The organism is Kosakonia sp. H7A (assembly GCF_003028445.1).
In the GTDB taxonomy this organism is placed as follows: domain Bacteria; phylum Pseudomonadota; class Gammaproteobacteria; order Enterobacterales; family Enterobacteriaceae; genus Kosakonia; species Kosakonia radicincitans.
In genome coordinates, this window is sequence record NZ_PYTZ01000006.1 from 225165 (window position 1) to 245817 (window position 20653).

Sequence of the window (20653 nt, forward strand, 5' to 3'; positions counted from 1 at the left end):
AATGCATTTTTTTCTCTCGTAACACCTCGTAATTTTCCCTTTTCTGCCTCGCTCTGAACATCCACCGCTTGCACACTGCCGCCATGAAAAACGAAGCGGGTTTTACCCTTATTGAAACGCTTATTGCCGTTGCGCTGATCGCGATCCTGAGCGGTATGGGGCTCTCGGGCTGGCAGCACTGGCAGGCGCAGCAGCGGTTATGGCAGACCGCGCTACAAGTTCGCCACTTTCTGGAACGGTTACGCGAGGAGGCGAACTGGCATAATCAGGCGCAACGGGTTTATTCGGCACGGGGGAGCGAAGGCTGGTGCCTGCTCAATACGCCCTCTGCGGGATGCGCCACGCCAGGCCCGCTCGCCGTTATGCCCGCCTGGCCTGAGGTGACGCTCCTGGATGTGACGCCGTCGCTCGGCTTCTTTGGTTTGCGCAACACCGCATGGCCCGGGCATATTCGCGTTCGCAGCAGTGCCGGAGAGTGGCGGATCGTGGTTTCAGCCTGGGGGCGCATCAGAATGTGTCAGAACGCGAAGGACGATCAATGTTGAACAGTCAACGGGGTTTTTCATTGCTGGAAACCGTACTGGCAATGGCTATTGGCAGCATATTACTGCTGGCTTCTGCCCGCTTTTTACCGGCACTGCAAGCCGCCGTTTTGCAACAGACTCGTATCCAGACGCTGGAGGACGATCTCTGGCAACGACTCTGGGCGGTAGCAAAACAGTTACAGCGGGCGGGCTACTGCAACGGCAGTTGCACTGGCCAGCCGCTGGTTATCAGCAGTAGCGGAGAGTGCGTGATAATGCAGTGGGATGCCAACAGCAACGGACGCTGGGAATCTTCTGCGAGCAGCGAACCGGAGCAAACGGGGTTTCGTCTGCAAAATGGTGCGCTGGAGACATTGCGTGGCGCAACGTCCTGTACCGGACGGGGCTGGGAAAAAACGACCGATCCTGCCCAGATCTCTGTCTCGCGTTTTAACGTGACCAGGCGCGAGACGACAGGATATGCCCCACAGCTTAGTGTCGCGCTCACCGCCTCTCTTCCCGGTGATGCAGGAACGACGGCGAACGCTGTGCTGGACGTCATCGGATATAACTTATGAATCGTCAACGGGGAATGTCATCGCTGGCACTGGTATTGCTGCTACTGGTGCTCGGAAGCCTGATGCTGAATGGCCTGAATCAGCAACTTTCCAGCCATTTGTGGCGCGTAAATCGTGAGATTCACGGATTACGCAATATTGCTGAAATCCACTCGGCGATGGCGTGGGCGCAACATCAGGTATGGCCATCGCAACCCTTGTTACAGTGTCGGCAACCTTCTGGCGCGGGTTGGCGCAGTTGTCTGCGCATTTTCAGCGATGGTTCCGCGTTGCTGATCGTTGCGAACGAAGAGGATGTACTGTGGCATCTGGGGGCAGTAAGCGGTGGTAATATCCGCTTTTTGCCGCATGGCTGGAGTGATTTTTGTCCGCTAAACGAGGTGGCGCTATGTCTGCTTCCCTGAACAAGCAACGGGGTTTCAGCCTGACGGAGGTATTGCTGGCGATGCTGCTGATGGTGATGGTGGTTACCGCACTGGGCGGTTATCATCGGGCACTGGCATCAGGGTTCTGGTCTGCCAGCCAGTGGCGGCAGTTGTGGCGATATGCATGGCAACAGGCGCAACCCGACGCACCGCCTTTGCCGCCTGGCTGGCAGGTAAACCGGGGGCAGACAACGGCAGAGGGATGTGTCAGCATCAACGTCACCGTCACCTCACCAGTGGGCAGGCAGGGGCAGATGACGCGATTATTTTGTCCGAACAGTCAGTAGTCAGGAGCGCTTATGTTAAGGGTTTACCACTCCAATCGCCTGGATGTGCTGGAAGCATTGATGGAGTTTATCGTTGAGCGAGACAGACTCGACGATCCCTTTGAACCGGAAGTGGTTCTGGTGCAAAGCACCGGCATGGCGCAATGGCTTCAGATGACGCTGGCGCAAAAGTTTGGCATCGCCGCCAATATCACCTTTCCGCTCCCGGCTAGTTTCATCTGGGACATGTTTGTCAGCGTGCTCGATGACATTCCCAAAGAGAGCGCTTTTAGCAAGCAGAGCATGGGCTGGAAGCTCATGTCGCTGTTGCCGGACATGCTGGAGCGCGAAGAGTTCGCCATGTTGCGTCACTACCTGAATGACGATGACGACAAGCGCAAACTGTTTCAGCTTTCGTCGCGGGTGGCGGATCTTTACGACCAGTACCTTGTCTACCGTCCGGAATGGCTGACACGCTGGGAAGCGGGCGAAACCGTTGATGGGTTGGGCGAGGCGCAACAGTGGCAGGCTCCGCTCTGGCGTGCTCTGGTGGAACATACCGCTGCGCTTGGTCAGCCTCACTGGCACCGCGCCAACCTCTATCAACGTTTTATCAACACACTCGAATCGGCACAGACGCCGCCCGCAGGTCTGCCGTCCCGCGTCTTCATCTGCGGTATTTCTGCTCTGCCGCCAGTCTATTTACAGGCTCTGCAGGCGCTGGGTAAGCACATTGATGTTCATCTGCTGTTTACCAATCCCTGTCGTTACTACTGGGGAGATATCAAAGATCCCGCATTTCTGGCAAGGCTGGTTACCCGCCAGCGTCGCCATCACCGGGAAGATCGTCTGTTTCCGCTGTTTCGCGATACGCAAAACGCAGGTGGTCTGTTTAATGACGACGGTGAACAGGATGTAGGAAACCCGTTGTTGGCCTCGTGGGGAAAGCTGGGGCGCGATAACATTTTTCTGCTGGCAGGCATGGATCGTTACGAGGAACTGGATGCTTTTGTTGATATCACGCCCGGTTCCCTGCTGCAAAACCTGAAGTACGACATCCTTGAGTTGCAAAACAGCGCCGTGGCTGGCGTGACTGCGGAAGAGTTTGCCCACAGCGACAAAAAGCGAACGCTATCACTCGACGATCGCAGCGTGACGGTACATGTCTGCCATAGCCCGCAGCGTGAAGTGGAGATCCTGCACGATCGTTTACTGGCGATGCTGGAAGCCGATCCGGAACTGACGCCGCGCGATATTGTGGTGATGGTGGCGGATATCGACAGTTATAGCCCCTACATCCAGGCCGTTTTCGGCAGTGCCAGCGGCGAGCGCTATCTTCCCTATGCTATTTCCGACCGCCGCGCCCGGCAGGCGCATCCGGCGCTGCAGGCTTTTATTAGCCTGCTATCGCTGCCGGACAGCCGCTTTGTTTCTGAAGATGTGCTGGCGCTGCTGGATGTTCCGGTGCTGGCTGCGCGTTTTAACATCGATGAAGAGGGGCTGCGTTACCTGCGGTTGTGGGTTAATGAGTCCGGTATTCGCTGGGGGATGGATGATGACAACGTGCGCGAGCTTGAGTTGCCGCCGACCGGGCAGCACACCTGGCAGTTTGGCCTCACGCGTATGCTCATCGGTTATGCTATGGAGAGCCGCCACGGCGAATGGCAATCCGTTCTGCCCTACGATGAATCAAGTGGGCTGATTGCTGAACTGGTGGGGCATCTGGCAACGCTGCTGATGCAATTGAATATCTGGCGTCGCGGGCTTTCTGAAGCGCGTCCGCTGGAGGAGTGGCTTCCGGTTTGCCGTGATATGCTCAACGACTTTTTCCTGCCCGATCAGGATACCGAAGCGGCGCTGGCGCTGATCGAGCAGGAGTGGCAGGCGATCATCGCTCAGGGTGTTGGCGCGAAGTATGGCGAATCGATCCCGCTTTCTTTACTCCGCGATGAGCTGGCCCAGCGCCTGGATCAGGAGCGTATCAGCCAGCGTTTTCTCGCCGGTCCGGTCAATATCTGTACCCTGATGCCGATGCGTTCCATTCCCTTTAAAGTTGTTTGTCTGTTAGGCATGAATGACGGCGTTTACCCGCGCACGCTCCCGCCGCTGGGGTTTGATTTGATGAGCCAGAAGCCGCAGCGCGGCGATCGCAGCCGCCGCGACGACGACCGTTATCTCTTCCTGGAAGCGCTGATTTCGGCGCAGCAGCAGCTCTACATCAGCTATATCGGCCGTTCTATCCAGGATAACAAAGAGCGTTTCCCTTCCGTGTTGGTGCAGGAACTGGTCGATTACATTGGCCAAAGCCACTGCCTGGTGGGGGATGAAGCGCTGAACTGCGATGACAGCGAGCGTCGGGTGAAAGCGCATATCACGCATTTACATACCCGTATGCCGTTCGATCCGGCGAACTTTACTGCTGACGAGTGGCAGAGTTATGCCCGTGAATGGCTGCCTGCGGCGAGTTCGCAGGGTGAAGCGCATTCACCGTTTATCCAGACGCTGGAAAGTCAGCCGCTGGAAACGCTCTCCTTCGATCAGCTTCAGCGCTTCTGGGCGCATCCGGTAAGGGCTTTTTTCCAGATGCGTTTACGGGTCAACTTCCGTCCGGAAGAGAGTGAGATCCCTGATGCCGAGCCGTTTATCCTCGATGGTTTAGACCGGTACCAGTTGAATCTTGAACTGCTCAACACATTAGTGGAGCAGCAGGACGAAGATAAATTATTCCGCCGTTATCGCGCTGCGGGCCTGCTGCCTTATGGCGCTTTTGGCGAAATTATCTGGGAAACACAGTGCCAGGAGATGCAGGAACTTGCCGGTCGCGTCATCGAGCATCGTCAACCTGCCGTAAGCCAGGAGATCGATCTTCACTGTGCAGGCGTTCATTTGACGGGCTGGTTGTCACGTGTGCAGCCGGATGGCCTGCTACGCTGGCGACCTTCTTTATTGAGCGTTTCTCAGGGGCTGCAACTTTGGCTTGAGCATCTTGTCTACTGTGCCAGCGGTGGTACCGGCGAAAGCCGATTGTTTGTGCGTAAAGAAGGTGAGTGGCGATTCCCGCCGCTGAAACCAGAGCAGGCGATGGACTCTCTGGCACTGATGATCGACGGCTACCGGGAAGGGATGACGAAACCGCTGCTACTGGTGCCGGAAAGCGGCGGCGCGTGGATAAAAGCCTGTTATGACGCTGCAAATGATGCCATGTTAATGGACGAGGAAACGCTACAGAAAGCGCAAAGCAAATTTCTGCAAGCCTGGGAGGGCAATATGATGGTTCGCGGTGAAGGTGAAGATATATGGTATCAGCGGTTGTGGCGTACCCTTGAGCCAGAGTGTTACGCTGAAATCACCGAACAGGCGCGCCGTTTCCTGTTACCGCTTTATCGACATAATCAGTCCGACTGATTGTATAAAAATTGCGCAAGCCGTAAGCATCCATTATTATGCGCGACGGTCACGGACTGATATAACAAGAGTGCTGGCAAAGCCAGCGCGAGTATATCTGGCAGTTCCACAGTTACTGGAGCCGCCAGAAACGTTAATGATGAGGTTCGTGAATGCCCCGCAGCACCTGGTTAAAAGTTTTCGTCCTGTTTTTTGCCCTCTGGGCGCCATTCAGTCAGGCCGACAATGGTTGGCAACCGGTTCAGGAAACGATCCACAAGAGCGATAAAGATACCCGCCAGTATCAGGCGATTCGTCTGGATAATGGCATGGTTGTGCTGTTGGTATCCGATCCGCAGGCGGTGAAATCTCTCTCCGCGCTGGTCGTACCGATCGGTTCGCTGGAGGATCCTGATTCCCATCCTGGCCTTGCGCATTACCTGGAACACATGACCCTGATGGGTTCCAAAAAATACCCGCAACCGGACAGCCTTGCCGAATACCTCAAGTTGCATGGTGGCAGCCATAACGCCAGTACTGCGCCTTACCGCACCGCTTACTACCTGGAAGTGGAAAATAACGCGCTGGACGGCGCCGTTGATCGTCTGGCGGATGCGATTGCCGCCCCGTTGCTGGATAAAAAATATGGCGAGCGCGAACGCAACGCGGTCAACGCCGAGCTGACCATGGCGCGTACCCGTGACGGGATGCGGATGGCGCAGGTCAGCGCTGAGACCATTAACCCGGCGCATCCGGGAGCGCGCTTCTCCGGCGGCAACCTCGAAACGCTGAGCGACAAACCGGGCAGCCCGGTACACCAGGCGCTGCTGGCGTTTCGCGATAAATTCTACTCTGCGAACCTGATGAAAGCGGTCATCTACAGCAACCGTCCGCTGAACGAACTGGCGACGCTTGCGGTACAGACCTATGGCCGTGTGCCGAATAAAAACATCACGAAGCCGGAAATCACCGTTCCCGTCGTCACCGACGCGCAGAAAGGTGTCATCATTCACTATGTTCCGGCTGTGCCGCGCAAAGTGCTGCGTGTTGAGTTCCGTATCGATAACAACACCGCTGCGTTTCGCAGTAAAACGGACGAGTTGATCACCTATCTGATTGGCAATCGCAGTCCGGGCACGCTCTCTGACTGGCTACAAAGCCAGGGGCTGGTTGAAGGGATCCGTGGCGACTCCGATCCAGTGGTCAACGGCAACAGCGGCGTGCTGGCGATTTCCGCTACTCTGACAGATAAAGGCCAGGCGAATCGCGATCAGGTGGTGGCGGCGATTTTCAGCTACCTGCAACTGCTGCGTGAAAAAGGCATCGATAAGCGTTATTTCGACGAGCTTTCCCATATTCTTGACCTTGATTTTCGCTACCCCTCAATTACCCGCGATATGGATTATGTTGAGTGGCTGGCGGATACCATGATCCGCGTACCGGTTGCGCATACGCTGGATTCGGTAAATATCGCCGACCAGTTTGATGCCAAAGCGGTGCAGACGCGTCTTAACGAAATGACGCCGCAAAATGCCCGCATCTGGTATATCAGCCCGGATGAGCCGCACAATAAAACTGCCTATTTTGTCGATGCGCCTTATCAGGTTGATAAAATTTCCCCGGAAACCTTTGCCGACTGGCAGAAGCGGGAGAGCAGCATTACGCTGAACTTCCCCGAGCTGAACCCCTATATTCCGGACGATTTCACGCTGATCAAACCGCAGAAGCAGTACGAGCATCCCGAGCTGATTGTCGATGAGCCGACGCTACGCGTGGTGTATATGCCGAGCCGCTATTTTGCCAGCGAACCGAAGGCGGATGTCAGCGTGGTGCTGCGTAATCCACAGGCGATGGATACTGCGAAGAGCCAGGTGATGTTTGCGCTGAATGACTATCTGGCGGGGCTTGCGCTCGATCAACTGAGCAACCAGGCGGCTGTCGGGGGCATCACCTTCTCTACGAATGCCAACAATGGCTTGATGCTTAACGCCAATGGTTACACACAGCGCCTGCCACAGCTTTTCCAGGCGCTGTTGAGCGGATATTTCAGCTATACACCGACGGAAGAACAGCTTGCGCAGGCCAAATCCTGGTACGCGCAAATGATGGATTCGGCAGAGAAGGGTAAAGCCTTCGATCAGGCGATTATGCCAGTGCAGATGCTGTCGCAGGTCCCGTACTTCCTGCGTGAAGATCGTCGTGCACTGTTGCCATCAATCTCTCTGCAGGACATTTTGCACTATCGCGATGCACTGAAGAGCAATGCGCGTCCGGAATTTCTCGTGGTTGGTAACCTTGGCGAGCAGCAGGCGAAAGACCTTGCTCATGCGGTACAAAAACAGCTGGGTGCCAATGGCACAGTGTGGTGCCGTAACCAGGACGTCGTGGTTGATAAACAGCAGAATGTGAGCTTTGAAAAGGCGGGCAACAGCACGGATTCCGCGCTGGCCGCGGTGTTCGTACCACCGGATTTTGATGAGTACAGCAGCTCGGCCTACAGTGCGATGCTGGGGCAAATTGTACAGCCGTGGTTCTATAACCAGTTACGTACTGAGGAACAGCTTGGATACGCCGTGTTTGCTTTCCCGATGAGCGTTGGCCGTCAGTGGGGCATGGGTTTCCTGCTACAGAGCAATGATAAGCAACCGGCGTATCTCTGGGAGCGCTATAAGGCCTTCTTCCCGACAGCGGAAGCGAAGCTGCGGGCGATGAAACCGGAAGAGTTTGCCCAAATTCAGCAGGGGGTGATTGCGCAAATAGTGCAAGCGCCGCAAACGTTAGGTGAAGAGGCTTCCAAACTCAGCAAAGATTTCGATCGCGGCAATATGCGCTTCGATTCACGTGATAAAGTAGTCGCTCAGATAAAACTGCTGACGCCGCAGAAACTTGCCGACTTCTTCCATCAGGCGGTGGTAGAGCCGCAAGGCATGGCGATATTGTCGCAGATCTCCGGTAGCCAGAGCGGGAAAGCGGAATATGCTCAACCGCAAGGCTGGAAGGTCTGGGACAGCGTCAGCGCCCTGCAGCAATCCTTACCGAAGATGACCGAGAAAGATGAGTGAAACCACTGCTGAGACCCTTGATCCCCTGCGCTTGCCGCTTACCGGCGAGCGCCTGATTGAAGCCTCGGCGGGCACCGGCAAGACATTCACCATCGCCGCACTCTATTTGCGGCTGCTATTAGGGCTGGGCGGCAATGCCGCCTTCCCTCGACCACTCAGCGTTGAAGAGCTGCTGGTGGTGACTTTCACCGAGGCCGCGACCGAAGAGCTGCGTGGCCGTATCCGCAGTAATATCCATGAGTTACGTATTGCCTGCCTGCGGGAAAGCAGCAGCAACCCCTTATATGCCCGTTTGCTGGAGGAGATCGCCGATAAGCAGCAGGCGGCGTACTGGCTGATGCTGGCCGAGCGGCAAATGGATGAAGCGGCAGTCTTTACCATTCATGGCTTCTGCCAGCGCATGCTCAGCCTGAACGCGTTCGAATCCGGCATGCTGTTTGAACAGCAACTGGTGGAAGATGAATCCCTATTGCGCTATCAGGCCTGCGCGGATTTCTGGCGGCGTCACTGCTACCCGCTGCCGCGCGAGATTGCCCAGGCGATTCATGCCTCGTGGAAAGGGCCGCAGGAACTGCTGAAGGCGATCGATCGCTACCTGCAGGGCGAAGCGCCGCAAATCAAATCCCCACCGCCGGCAGATGAAACGCTGGTTTCCCGCCATCAGAGCATTATCGCCCGGATTGAAGCTATCAAGCAGCAGTGGAACGCCGCGGTGGCCGAAGTGGAACCGGTGATTGAAGCGTCCGGCATCGACCGGCGAAAATTCAACCGCGGCAACCAGGCAAAGTATATTGAGCGAGTGTCCGCCTGGGCGCAGGAGGAGACGCGCAGTTACCTGCTGCCGGAGGCACTGGAGAAGTTTGCCCAGTCTTTCCTTGCTGAACGCACCAAAGCGGATGGCGTGGTGCCGGAACATCCGCTTTTTGTCGCAATCGAGGAACTACTGGCTCAGCCGTTAACGCTTGACGATCTGGTGCTGACCAGCGCAATGCGTGAAATCCGCGAGGCGGTGGCGAAAGAGAAGCGTCGTCGCGGCGAACTGGGCTTTGACGATATGCTCAGCCGTCTGGATAGCGCATTGCGCAGCCCGAACGGCGAGGCGCTGGCCGCTGCGATCCGCGAACGCTTCCCGGTGGCGATGATCGATGAATTTCAGGATACCGATCCGCAGCAATACCGTATTTTCAGCCGTATCTGGCATGAGCAGCCAGAGTGCGGTCTGTTGTTGATTGGCGACCCGAAGCAGGCCATCTATGCGTTTCGCGGCGCCGATATTTTTACCTATATGAAAGCGCGCGATGAAGTGAGCGCTCGCTATACCCTTGATACCAACTGGCGCTCGTCGCCGGGAATGATTGCCAGCGTTAACCGCCTGTTTATGCAGATGGAAGACGCCTTTATGTTTCGCCAGATCCCATTCCTGCCGGTTAAATCCGCCGCTAAAAATGCGGGCCTGCGCTTTACCTTTCGTGGGGAAATGCAGCCAGCCATGAAAATGTGGCTGATGGACGGCGAAGGCGTCGGCGTCGGCGATTACCAGGGGTTTATGGCGCAGCTCTGCGCCTCGCAGATCCGCGACTGGCTGAGTGCTGGCCAGCAGGGCGAGGCGCTGCTGTACGAAGGTGAGGGCGAGCATGAGAAAGTGCGTCCGGTCAGAGCCTCGGATATCACCGTGCTGGTGCGTAGCCGCCACGAAGCGTCGCTTATTCGTGATGCCCTGATGCTGCTGGATATCCCCTCCGTCTATCTTTCTAACCGCGACAGCGTGTTCGACACGCCGGAAGCGCAGGAGCTGTTGTGGCTGTTGCATGCCGTGCTGGCGCCGGAGCGAGAGAGTACGTTGCGTAGCGCATTAGCCACCTCCATGCTGGGGTTGACCGCACAGGATATTGAAGCGCTGAATCTCGATGAACAGGCGTGGGATGAGAAAGTTGAGGAGTTCTCTCACTACCGCGAACTGTGGCAAAAACGCGGTGTGATGGCGATGCTGCGCACGTTGATGAGTGCGCGCAATGTGGCAGAGAATTTACTGGCGACGCCTGGCGGTGAGCGGCGGTTAACCGATATTCTGCATATCAGCGAGCTGTTGCAGGAAGCCGGAACGCAGCTTGAAAGTGAGCATGCACTTACCCGCTGGCTGGCGCAGCGCATCGCCGAACCGAATGCCAATGCCTCCAGCGAGCAGTTGCGTCTGGAGAGCGACAAACATCTGGTGCAGATTGTCACCATCCACAAATCCAAAGGCCTTGAGTACCCGCTGGTCTGGCTGCCGTTTATTGCGAATTTCCGCGTTCAGGATCAGGGTTTCTATCATGACCGCGAATCGTTTGCGGCGATGCTCGATTTAAGCCACGGCGACGAGAGTGTCGAACTGGCGGAAACCGAGCGCCTGGCGGAAGATTTGCGCCTGCTCTATGTGGCATTAACGCGCTCGGTCTGGCACTGCAGCCTGGGGATTGCGCCGCTGATTCGTCGTCGCGGTGGCAAAACGGGCGAAACTGATTTCCATCAGAGCGCGCTTGGGCGGCTGATTCAGAAAGGTGAAGCGCTCGATGCTGCCGGTTTGCAGCGTGCATTACAGGCGCTGTGCAATGACGATATCGCCCTTTGCACGCCGCCAGCCGCTGATAGCGACCGCTGGCAGCTGCCGCAAACGGCGTTGCCTGCTCTGAGCGCACGGGAAGTGACGCGTAAAATTGCCGACGACTGGCGCGTGACCAGCTATTCCGGCTTGCAGCAGCGTGCTCACGGCATCGCCCAGGATCTACTGCCGCGTCTGGATATCGATGCAGCCGGTGAGCGTGAGGTTGTTGCTGAACCGATGCTAACGCCACACCAGTTCCCGCGTGGCGCAGCGCCGGGAACCTTTTTACATAGCCTGTTTGAAGATCTGGATTTTACCCAGCCAATCTCCCCGCAATGGATGGCAGAAAGAGTGCTGGCAGGGGGTTACGAAGAGCACTGGGAGCCGGTACTGAGGCGCTGGCTGGAGAGCGTGCTGCATGCACCGCTGGCCGGAACGGGCATTTCGCTGAGCCAGCTTACGGCGAAGGAGAAACAGGTGGAGATGGAGTTCTACTTGCCTGTGACGAAGACGATGAGCGCTCAGGCACTGGATGCGCTAATTCGGCGCTACGATCCGCTGTCGGCAGGGTGCCCGCCGCTCGATTTCCGCGATGTGCGCGGCATGCTGAAAGGCTTTATCGATCTCGTTTTTCGCCACGACGGGCGCTACTACCTGCTGGATTACAAATCCAACTGGCTGGGCGAAAGCGCGGAGGCCTATACGCAGGAGGCGATGGCGACGGCAATGCAGTCGCACCGCTACGACTTGCAGTATCAATTATATAGCCTGGCGCTGCATCGTTACTTGCGCCACCGCATCGCGGATTACCGCTATGAACAGCATTTCGGCGGCGTAATCTACCTCTTTTTACGTGGCGTTGAGGCGCAAAACCCGCAGCAGGGTATCTTCACCACGCGTCCTGACGCGGCACTGATCGAACAGATGGATGCGTTATTTGCCGGAGAGACGCAGGAGGCGACGCCATGAGTATGACAACAAAATTACGTGAAGCGGCAGAGCTGAAGCTGCTGCGCCCGCTGGATGTGCAGTTCGCTCTGACGGTGGCAACAGAAGATGAACCGGCGGTGATGCTGGCTGCGGCGCTACTCAGCCACGACGCCGGTGAAGGTCACGTCTGTTTGCCACTTTCGCGCCTGACGCCAGAAGCCTATGCCAGTGCAGGAACGATCTTTAGCCCGCTGTTTGAGCAGGCCGGAAACCCTGAAGACTGGCGGCAAACGCTGCTGGCATCGCATGCCGTCAGCGAAGGCGAAACGCCAGCGCCGCTGGTGCTGAGGGGGGATCGCCTCTACCTGAACCGCATGTGGCAAAACGAACGACAGGTGGCAGCATTTTTTGCCGAACGGCAGAGCCAACCCGAGGTGGATGAAGCCCGGCTGACGCAGGTACTGGAGACATTTTTTCCGACCACGGGCGAAATAAACTGGCAGAAAGTGGCGGCAGCCGTGGCGCTCACCCGGCGTATTTCGGTGATTTCCGGCGGACCGGGAACCGGCAAAACCACTACCGTAGCAAAACTGCTTGCGGCACTGGTACAGATGGTGGACGGCGGCAAATGCCGCATTTGTCTGGCCGCGCCGACCGGCAAAGCCGCCGCGCGGTTGACCGAGTCGCTGGGCAATGCGCTGCGTCAGCTGGATCTGACGGAACAACAGAAAGCGATGCTGCCGGACGAAGCCAGCACGCTGCACCGTCTGCTTGGCGCGCAGCCGGGCAGCCAGCGCCTGCGGCATCATGCCGATAACCCGCTGCATCTTGATGTGCTGGTGGTCGATGAAGCCTCAATGATTGATTTGCCGATGATGTCGCGCCTGATCGATGCGCTGCCGCCGCAGGCCCGGGTGATCTTTCTTGGCGATCGCGATCAGTTAGCTTCGGTGGAGGCCGGGGCGGTGCTGGGCGATATCTGTGCGTGGGTGAACGCTGGTTATACCCCGGAGCGTGCGGCGCAGCTCTCACGTTTAACCGGCTCAACGGTTCCCGCCGGGGAAGGGCACTGTGCCAGCACGCTGCGCGACAGCCTGTGTTTGCTGCAAAAAAGCTATCGTTTTGGCAGTGATTCCGGGATTGGCCAACTGGCGGCGGCGGTCAACCGGGGTGATAAAAATGCCACCAGAGCAGTGTTTAGTCAGGGCTTTGGCGATATCGAGCGTAAACCGCTGCAGAGCGCAGAAGAGTATCAGGCGATGATCGACGACGCGCTCGCCGGCTATGGCCATTATCTGTCGCGGGTGCATGACAACGCCGCGCCGGAGGAGATTATCGCGGCGTTTAGCGAGTACCAGTTGCTGTGCGCATTACGCGAGGGGCCGTTTGGGGTGAGCGGGCTGAATGAGCGTCTGGAGCTGGCTCTGCTGCGTAAACGGCAGATCTCACGCCCGGCGCATTCGCGCTGGTATCACGGCCGTCCGATCATGATCTCTCGTAATGATTCGGCGCTGGGTTTATTTAACGGCGATATTGGTATCGCGCTGGAGCAGGGGCAGGGGATCCGCGTCTGGTTTCCGCTGCCGGACGGCAGCATCAAATCCGTGCAGCCCAGTCGCCTGCCGGAGCATGAAACGGCGTGGGCCATGACCGTGCATAAATCGCAGGGTTCGGAGTTCGATCATACGGCGCTGATCCTGCCGGGGCAGTTTGTACCGGTAGTCACGCGTGAGCTGGTTTATACCGCCATCACCCGTGCACGCAGGCGGCTGTCACTCTATGCCGACGAGCGTATTCTGGCGCAGGCCATTGCCACCCGCACCGAGCGGCGCAGCGGGCTGGATGCGTTTTTCAGCGAAGCAGAGTAACGCCCCCGCAGCGCGCGGGGGCAAGCTTTCAGGTAAGGTCGGCCATCAGCACTTTGGAACGGCGCTGATAGTTGTACATCTGCTTTTTGGTTTCCGGCAGCGAATCAATATCCACCGGGGTAAAGCCGCGCTCCTGGAACCAGTGAATGCTACGCGTGGTCAGCACAAACAGTTTGCTCAGGCCAATCTGTCTCGCTTGCGCGGCAATACGCTCCAGCAGGACTTCACCGCGCGATGAGCTGCGATAGTCCGGGTGTACCGCCACGCAGGCCATCTCGCCGATTTTCTCTTCCGGGAAGGGATAAAGCGCCGCACAGGCAATGGTCAGATTATCGCGTTCGATAATGGTGAATTTGTCGATCTCCATCTCCAGTTGCTCGCGGGAGCGGCGCACCAGAATGCCCTGTTGTTCAAGCGGGCGGATAAGTTCGAGAATGCCGCCAATATCGTTGATGGTGGCACGGCGGATCTGCTCGGCGCTCTCCATCACAATCTGCGTACCAATACCGTCGCGGGAGAACAGCTCCTGCAACAGCGCGCCGTCTTCCTGATAGCTGATCAAGTGGCTGCGACGCACGCCGCTGCGACAGGCTTTGACCGCGCCACGCAGGAAACGCACCGTACCGGAGTGGTAATCTCCTTTTGCTTCCAGCGCCTCGACGCGCGCCTGCGCTTCGTTCGGGAACAGTTCGGAAACAATATCGCCCTCGTCGTTCATTACCCCTTGCGACGAGCAAAAACCGATCATTTTTTCGGCTTTCAACTTGATGGCAAGTTGTGTGGCGATCTCTTCGGAGGTGAGGTTAAAGCTTTCTCCAGTGACAGACACCGCGACCGGCCCCATCAGCACAATCGCACCGCTGTCGAGCTGGCGGTGGATCGCTTCTTCATCAATACGGCGAATACGTCCGCTGTGGCAATAATCCACGCCGTCATCGACGCCCAGCGGCTGGGAAATAATAAAGTTGCCGCTGACCACGTTAATATGCGCGCCCTGCAATGGCGTATTGTTGAGGCTCATCGACAGCCGCGCCGTGATGTCGAGCTGCAACAGGCCTGCCGCCTGCTTAACCAGTTCAAGGGTTTTTGCATCGGTCACGCGGGTGTGTTTGTGGTAAATCGGTTCATGATGATGTTCGGCAAGGTTGGCGTCGATTTGCGGACGCGCGCCGTACACCACCACCAGCCGGATGCCGAGGCTGTGTAACAGGCCGATATCATTGACAATACTGGAAAAATTCTCGTGTTCAATGGCTTCGCCGCCGAGCATAATGACAAATGTCTTTCCCCGATGGGCGTTAATATAGGGAACAGAATGGCGGAATCCTTGTACCAGTTCGGTTCTGCGCTCTCTTACCACGGCCTGCCCTCAATGCATGATTATTCGTAAATTCTGTATTTTTATTCTTTTCTGCCGTCCGGCGCAAGTGCAAATTTTGTCGTCATTCAATAAAGTTGCCCCGGCGAAGCCATTGGGCAGACATATGTTTACCCTTTAATGGATGACAGTTTATGCATCATTCGTTAAAGTTTTCGGTCAATTCTGACGAATAGCATTATTTAGCGAAAAATTGCTCGGGAGAGGCATGTCGGGAAGTCAATCATCGGTGAGCCGCCGCAGGTTATTAAAAGGGGCGGGGGCCATGTGGTTATTAAGCGTAAGCCAAATGGGCCTGGCAGCGGTAAGCCACGTAGTGGCGGTTCGCGTCTGGCCGGCGTCTACCTATACGCGCGTGACGGTGGAATCTAACCAGGTCATTAAATACAAGCAGTTCACGTTGAGTAACCCTGACCGGCTGGTGGTGGATCTCGAAGGTGTACACCTTAACTCCGTGCTTAAAGGCATGGGGACGCAGATTCGTGGCGACGATCCCTTTATCAAGTCTGCGCGCGTTGGTCAGTTTGATCCGCAAACCGTGCGCATGGTGTTTGAGCTGAAACAGTATGTTGCGCCGCAACTGTTCGCGCTGGCGCCGGTAGCTGGCTTCAAAGAGCGGCTGGTGATGGATCTCTATCCGGTGAATGCGAAAGATGTGCAGGATCCGCTGCTGGCGCTGCTGGAAGAGTACAACAAAGGCGATCTTGAACAGCAGGTACCGAAGCAGGATAGCGGCCCACAGCCGGGGAAAGCGGGGCGCGATCGGCCAATCGTTATTATGCTGGATCCTGGTCACGGCGGCGAAGATCCGGGGGCGATGGGGAAATACCGTACCCGCGAGAAAGACGTGGTGCTGCAAATCGCCCGCCGTCTGTACGCGCTGATCGAGAAAGAAGGCAATATGAAAGCCTATATGACGCGTAACGAGGATGTTTTTATCCCGTTGAAAGTGCGCGTTGCCAAAGCGCAAAAACAGCGTGCGGATCTGTTTGTGTCGATTCACGCCGATGCTTTCACCAGCCGTCAGCCGAGCGGTTCTTCAGTATTTGCCCTTTCGACCAAAGGGGCGACCAGCACGGCGGCGAAGTATCTGGCGGAGACGCAGAACGCTTCTGACCTTATTGGTGGCGTCAGTAAAAGCGGCGACCGTTATCTCGATCACACCATGTTCGATATGGTGCAGTCGCTGACTATCAATGACAGTCTGAAGTTCGGTAAAGCCGTACTCAACAAGCTTGGCAACGTTAACAATCTGCATAAAAATCAGGTTGAACAGGCCGGTTTTGCGGTGCTGAAAGCGCCGGATATTCCGTCGATTCTGGTCGAGACCGCGTTTATCAGTAATGTGGAAGAGGAACGTAAGCTGAAGACGGCCAAATTCCAGCAGGAAGTGGCGGAGTCGATTCTGGCGGGGATTAAAGCTTATTTCTCGGATGGCGCGACGCTGGCGAGAAGGGGATAACAGAGTGGCGCTGAAAGGCGCCATTTTTTACGGACCGCAGAAACAAAAAAACACCCGTTAAGGTGTTTATTGTGATTGGTTGCGGGGGCCGGATTTGAACCGACGACCTTCGGGTTATGAGCCCGACGAGCTACCAGGCTGCTCCACCCCGCGTCCGTCTGTTTACACTTCCATCATGTAAACTTTTTTCTTCACATTTTAATTGGTTGCGGGGGCCGGATTTGAACCGACGACCTTCGGGTTATGAGCCCGACGAGCTACCAGGCTGCTCCACCCCGCGTCCGTGGATGCGCACTATACTCTGCAAACTTAGCGATGCAACCTTTTTTTTGACTAATTCGACGAATTGCCGGGATTATGTGTAAAAACAATACAATTAGCTTATTTTTTATGCGAAATTGGCGATGGGTTGTGCTGACGCATTTCTTTAGTGAATAGGGTTTGTTATCTTCACCCCGCTGCAGGTTAATCAGAAGACGAGATATAATGAAAGGACGTTGGGCTAAGTTCGTACTCACAGGCGCCATGGTCGCAATCCTTGCCGCCTGTTCCTCCAAACCGACCGATCGCGGTCAACAGTATAAAGACGGAAAGTTTTCCCAGCCTTTTTCCCTGGTCAATCAACCTGACGCCGTCGGTGCGCCAATCAACGCCGGAGACTTCTCCGAGCAGGTTAATCAAATTCGTTCCGCTTCTCCGCGCCTCTATAGCAGCCAGAGCGGCCTTTACAATGCGATTCAGTCATGGCTGATGTCGGGCGGCGATACGCGCACCCTGCGCCAGTACGGTCTTGATGCGTGGCAGATGGAAGGAACGGATAATTACGGAAACGTGCAATTTACCGGGTACTATACGCCGGTAGTACAGGCGCGCCACACGCGCCAGGGTGAGTTCCAGTACCCGATTTATCGCATGCCGCCCAAACGCGGCCGCTTGCCAACGCGCGCGGAAATCTATGCCGGCGCGCTCAGCGACAACTATGTGCTGGCGTACAGCAACTCGCTGATGGACAACTTTATTATGGATGTGCAGGGCAGTGGCTATATTGATTTTGGCGATGGCAGCCCGCTTAACTTCTTCAGTTACGCCGGAAAAAATGGCCATGCTTACCGCAGTATCGGCAAAGTGCTGATCGATCGCGGCGAAGTGAAGAAAGAAGATATGTCGATGCAGGCCATCCGCGAATGGGGTGAAAAACACAGTGAAGCGGAAGTGCGCGCGCTGCTGGAAGAGAATGCGTCGTTTGTCTTCTTTAAACCGCAATCCTGGGCGCCAGTGAAAGGTGCCAGCGCAGTGCCACTGATTGGACGCGCTTCTGTTGCTTCCGATCGCAGCATTATTCCGCCGGGCACCACGCTGCTGGCGGAAGTACCGCAACTGGACAATAAAGGCAAATTCAACGGTCAGTATGAGCTGCGCCTGATGGTGGCGCTGGATGTTGGCGGCGCTATCAAAGGCCAGCACTTCGATATCTATCAGGGCATTGGCCCGGATGCCGGTCACCGCGCAGGCTGGTATAACCATTATGGCCGGGTCTGGGTGCTGAAAAACGCTCCGGGCGCGGGCACCAGCGGCGGCGTGTTCAGCGGCTGAGTGTGATACACTCTGCAACCCTCTTTCGCCTGCGGAAGAGGGTTTTCTGTTTTCTTTGAGGTCTGTTTTATGTCAGCAGTAATCAGCGATGCCTGGCGTCAGCGTTTTGGCGGCACGGCGCGTTTATATGGCGAGAAAGCGTTGCAGTGGTTTGCCGATGCGCATATCTGCGTGGTCGGTATCGGCGGCGTGGGTTCCTGGGCGGCTGAAGCGCTGGCGCGAACGGGCATCGGCGCGATCACGCTGATTGATATGGACGACGTGTGCGTGACCAACACCAACCGGCAGATCCACGCCCTGCGCGATACCGTTGGCCTGGCAAAAGCTGAGGTGATGGCGGATCGCATTCGCCAGATCAACCCGGAGTGCCGGGTGACGGTGGTGGATGACTTTGTGACTGCCGACAACGTTGCGCAACTGATGAGCCAGGGCTACAGCTATGTGATCGATGCGATCGACAGCGTACGCCCGAAAGCCGCGCTCATTGCATATTGCCGTCGCAATAAGATCCCTCTGGTGACCACGGGCGGTGCCGGTGGGCAGATCGATCCGACGCAGATCCAGGTCAGCGATCTGGCGAAAACCATTCAGGATCCGCTGGCGGCAAAATTGCGCGAGCGATTGAAAAGTGATTTTGGCGTGGTGAAGAACAGCAAAGGGAAGCTCGGCGTCGACTGCGTATTCTCTACCGAAGCGCTGGTTTACCCGCAGGCGGACGGTTCAGTCTGTGCGATGAAAAGTACGGCGGAAGGGCCGAAACGTATGGATTGCGCAGCCGGTTTTGGTGCTGCAACGATGGTAACCGCAACCTTTGGTTTTATCGCGGTTTCCCATGCGCTGAAAAAACTGATGGCGAAAGCAGAGCGTCAGGTCAGCGCCTGACGGGCCGCATCCTGCACGGCGGCGGCTAGCGCCGCCAGCCCCTGGCTACGCGACGCGCTCAACTGGGCGCGTAACCCCAGTTCATCGAACAGCGACATCGGATCGTGCTGAATGAGATCCTCCGGGCGCTTGCCTTCTACTGCCGTCAACAGCACGGCCAGCAATCCGCGAACAATTCGCCCTTCGCTCTCGCCGAAGAAATGCATCGTTCCCTCCGCGCTCAGCGTTGAACCGAGCCAGACGCGATTTTCGCAGCCGGGAATTTCCCGCGCCTGCGCCTTCAGCGCTTCCGATGCTGCAGGTAGTTGCTTACCAAGCATAATCAACTGACGGTATTTATCTTCCCATTGGTTCAGTGCGCCAAACGTCTGGCGCAGAGTCTCTTCGGTAACGGTTGTGCCGAACGGGTGTCCGGCGAAAGTCGGGCTTGTCATTAATCCACCAATATTTCCAGGGCGCGGTCCACAGCCTGTACCAGCGCATCTACATCCTGTTGTGTATTATAGGGTGCAAATGAGGCGCGCAGGGTGCCGCTGACGCCAAGCGCGGCCAGCAGCGGCTGGGCGCAGTGCTGACCGGCGCGCAGCGCAATACCATAACCTGCAAGCAGTGTCACCATATCGCCGTGATGTACGCCGTCAAAATCGAAGGCCAGCAGGCTTGAGTCCTGGCAGCGAAAGGAGCGGAAACCCGGGCGTTTAGCCAGTTGATCTTCTGCCAGCGTCGCCAGCCCGCGGCTGTAGCTCTCCGCCTGGGCGGTATCCAGCGTTTTCAGCCACTCCAGCGCCGCGCTGAGGCCAATCACGCCCGCCACGTTTGGCGTACCAGCCTCCAGCTTGTACGGCACAGGCTGAGTGGTGAAGCCGTCAAATGTCACTTCGCTGATCATCTTGCCGCCGCCCAGCCACGGCGTCATCTCATCCAGCAATTCCGCTTTCCCATACAGCGCGCCGATGCCGTTAGGACCGTAGAGTTTATGGCCGGAAAATGCATAGAAATCGATATCCAGCCGCTGCACGTTGGCCGGGAAATGCACGACGCCCTGCGCACCATCGACCATCACCACCATGCCTGCCGCATGCGCCAGCGTAATCGCCTGCGCCAGATCCGGGCAACCGCCGGTGACATTGGACATCTGCCCCAGCGCCAGGATGCGGCTACGCGAGGTGATAAGCGACGATAGTTGGTTGATATCCGGCAGGTGATCGGCGCCGAGCGGCAGTTTCACCACCCGCGCGCCGGTTTGTTGCGCCACCATCAGCCACGGCACCAGGTTGGCATGATGTTCCGCCTCGCTGACAATGATTTCATCGCCCGCTTGCAGGCGCGGGCGTGCATAGCATTGGGCGACCATGTTGATGGCTTCGGTGGTACCGCGCGTCCAGACGATATTTTTGCCGGAGGGCGCATTGAGCAGCGCGGCGACCTGGTCACGCGCGGCTTCGTAGCGTGCGGTTAACTGCTGCGCCTGGGCAAACTGGCTGCGGTGCACATTACCTGCGCTGAGGCTGTAAAACTGTTGTGTGGCATCAATTACCGCCTGCGGTTTCAGGGCGGTGGCGGCGCTATCCAGATAGACACCCGCGTCGGCCAGCGCCGGGAACTGCGCGCGAAATTGCGATGGGTTAAATGCGTTCATGCGATTCCTCGTATCAATAGCGCGATCGTCGCGCAATTTTTCTGTCGGAGCAAGAACGTTGCACTCCATCGGAATTGT

14 protein-coding genes and 2 tRNA genes are annotated in these 20653 nt (G+C 56.9%); 11 read left to right on the plus strand and 5 right to left on the minus strand.

Annotated features, from left to right (window positions below; all coding sequences use genetic code 11):
• Window positions 1-83 precede the first annotated feature (83 nt).
• The 8 genes from CWM66_RS19835 to recD all read left to right on the plus strand — a co-directional run bounded on the left by CWM66_RS19835 (window position 84) and on the right by recD (window position 13621).
• Window positions 84-545: a prepilin peptidase-dependent protein gene (locus CWM66_RS19835; RefSeq protein WP_035887642.1), complete on the plus strand. Its 462-nt coding sequence runs from the start codon at window positions 84-86 to the stop codon at window positions 543-545.
• On the plus strand, window positions 539-1102 hold the full coding sequence (locus CWM66_RS19840) for a prepilin peptidase-dependent protein (RefSeq protein ID WP_107147125.1): 564 nt from the start codon (window positions 539-541) through the stop codon (window positions 1100-1102). The genes CWM66_RS19835 and CWM66_RS19840 overlap by 7 nt, the downstream gene beginning before the upstream one ends.
• The gene (locus CWM66_RS19845; RefSeq protein ID WP_035942078.1) at window positions 1099-1506 is read left to right on the plus strand and encodes a DUF2509 family protein; all 408 of its coding nucleotides are present in this window, start codon (window positions 1099-1101) and stop codon (window positions 1504-1506) included. The genes CWM66_RS19840 and CWM66_RS19845 overlap by 4 nt, the downstream gene beginning before the upstream one ends.
• Window positions 1491-1814, plus strand: coding sequence for a prepilin-type N-terminal cleavage/methylation domain-containing protein (locus tag CWM66_RS19850; RefSeq protein WP_035887647.1), 324 nt, complete (start codon window positions 1491-1493; stop codon window positions 1812-1814). The genes CWM66_RS19845 and CWM66_RS19850 overlap by 16 nt, the downstream gene beginning before the upstream one ends.
• 12 nt (window positions 1815-1826) lie before the next feature.
• Window positions 1827-5198: an exodeoxyribonuclease V subunit gamma gene (gene recC, locus CWM66_RS19855; RefSeq protein WP_107147126.1), complete on the plus strand. Its 3372-nt coding sequence runs from the start codon at window positions 1827-1829 to the stop codon at window positions 5196-5198.
• Between the two features lie 152 nt (window positions 5199-5350).
• Window positions 5351-8239 (plus strand): pitrilysin, encoded by a 2889-nt coding sequence (gene ptrA, locus CWM66_RS19860; RefSeq protein ID WP_107147127.1) that lies wholly within the window; start codon window positions 5351-5353, stop codon window positions 8237-8239.
• Window positions 8232-11792, plus strand: coding sequence for an exodeoxyribonuclease V subunit beta (gene recB / locus CWM66_RS19865; protein WP_107147128.1), 3561 nt, complete (start codon window positions 8232-8234; stop codon window positions 11790-11792). The genes ptrA and recB overlap by 8 nt, the downstream gene beginning before the upstream one ends.
• Window positions 11789-13621, plus strand: a complete 1833-nt coding sequence (gene recD, locus CWM66_RS19870) for an exodeoxyribonuclease V subunit alpha (RefSeq protein ID WP_007370367.1) — start codon at window positions 11789-11791, stop codon at window positions 13619-13621. Before recB ends, recD begins: the two co-directional genes overlap by 4 nt.
• A 28-nt stretch (window positions 13622-13649) precedes the next feature.
• On the opposite strand, the gene argA is transcribed toward recD, so the two are convergent.
• Complete coding sequence (gene argA, locus CWM66_RS19875; RefSeq protein ID WP_007370368.1) at window positions 13650-14981, minus strand: amino-acid N-acetyltransferase; 1332 nt, start codon at window positions 14979-14981, stop codon at window positions 13650-13652.
• A 226-nt stretch (window positions 14982-15207) separates the two neighbouring features.
• On the opposite strand from argA, the gene amiC reads away from it, so the two are divergent.
• Window positions 15208-16461, plus strand: coding sequence for an N-acetylmuramoyl-L-alanine amidase AmiC (gene amiC, locus CWM66_RS19885; RefSeq protein ID WP_107147129.1), 1254 nt, complete (start codon window positions 15208-15210; stop codon window positions 16459-16461).
• A 76-nt stretch (window positions 16462-16537) separates the two neighbouring features.
• Here amiC and CWM66_RS19890 read toward each other — a convergent pair.
• Both CWM66_RS19890 and CWM66_RS19895 read right to left on the minus strand, forming a co-directional pair.
• Window positions 16538-16614, minus strand: a tRNA-Met gene (locus tag CWM66_RS19890).
• A 50-nt stretch (window positions 16615-16664) separates the two neighbouring features.
• Window positions 16665-16741 (minus strand) — tRNA-Met (locus tag CWM66_RS19895).
• Window positions 16742-16947: 206 nt separating this feature from the next.
• Between CWM66_RS19895 and mltA the strand changes: the two genes are divergently transcribed.
• Both mltA and tcdA read left to right on the plus strand, forming a co-directional pair.
• Complete coding sequence (gene mltA, locus CWM66_RS19900; RefSeq protein ID WP_035887659.1) at window positions 16948-18054, plus strand: murein transglycosylase A; 1107 nt, start codon at window positions 16948-16950, stop codon at window positions 18052-18054.
• Between the two features lie 69 nt (window positions 18055-18123).
• A complete protein-coding gene (gene tcdA, locus CWM66_RS19905; protein ID WP_107147130.1) occupies window positions 18124-18936 on the plus strand; it encodes a tRNA cyclic N6-threonylcarbamoyladenosine(37) synthase TcdA in 813 nt (270 codons plus the stop codon).
• Here the strand turns inward: tcdA and csdE are convergent.
• Window positions 18921-19370, minus strand: a complete 450-nt coding sequence (gene csdE, locus CWM66_RS19910; protein ID WP_007370373.1) for a cysteine desulfurase sulfur acceptor subunit CsdE — start codon at window positions 19368-19370, stop codon at window positions 18921-18923. The genes tcdA and csdE overlap by 16 nt on opposite strands.
• Window positions 19370-20575, minus strand: a complete 1206-nt coding sequence (gene csdA / locus CWM66_RS19915) for a cysteine desulfurase CsdA (RefSeq protein ID WP_071921355.1) — start codon at window positions 20573-20575, stop codon at window positions 19370-19372. Before csdA ends, csdE begins: the two co-directional genes overlap by 1 nt.
• Window positions 20576-20653 lie beyond the last annotated feature (78 nt).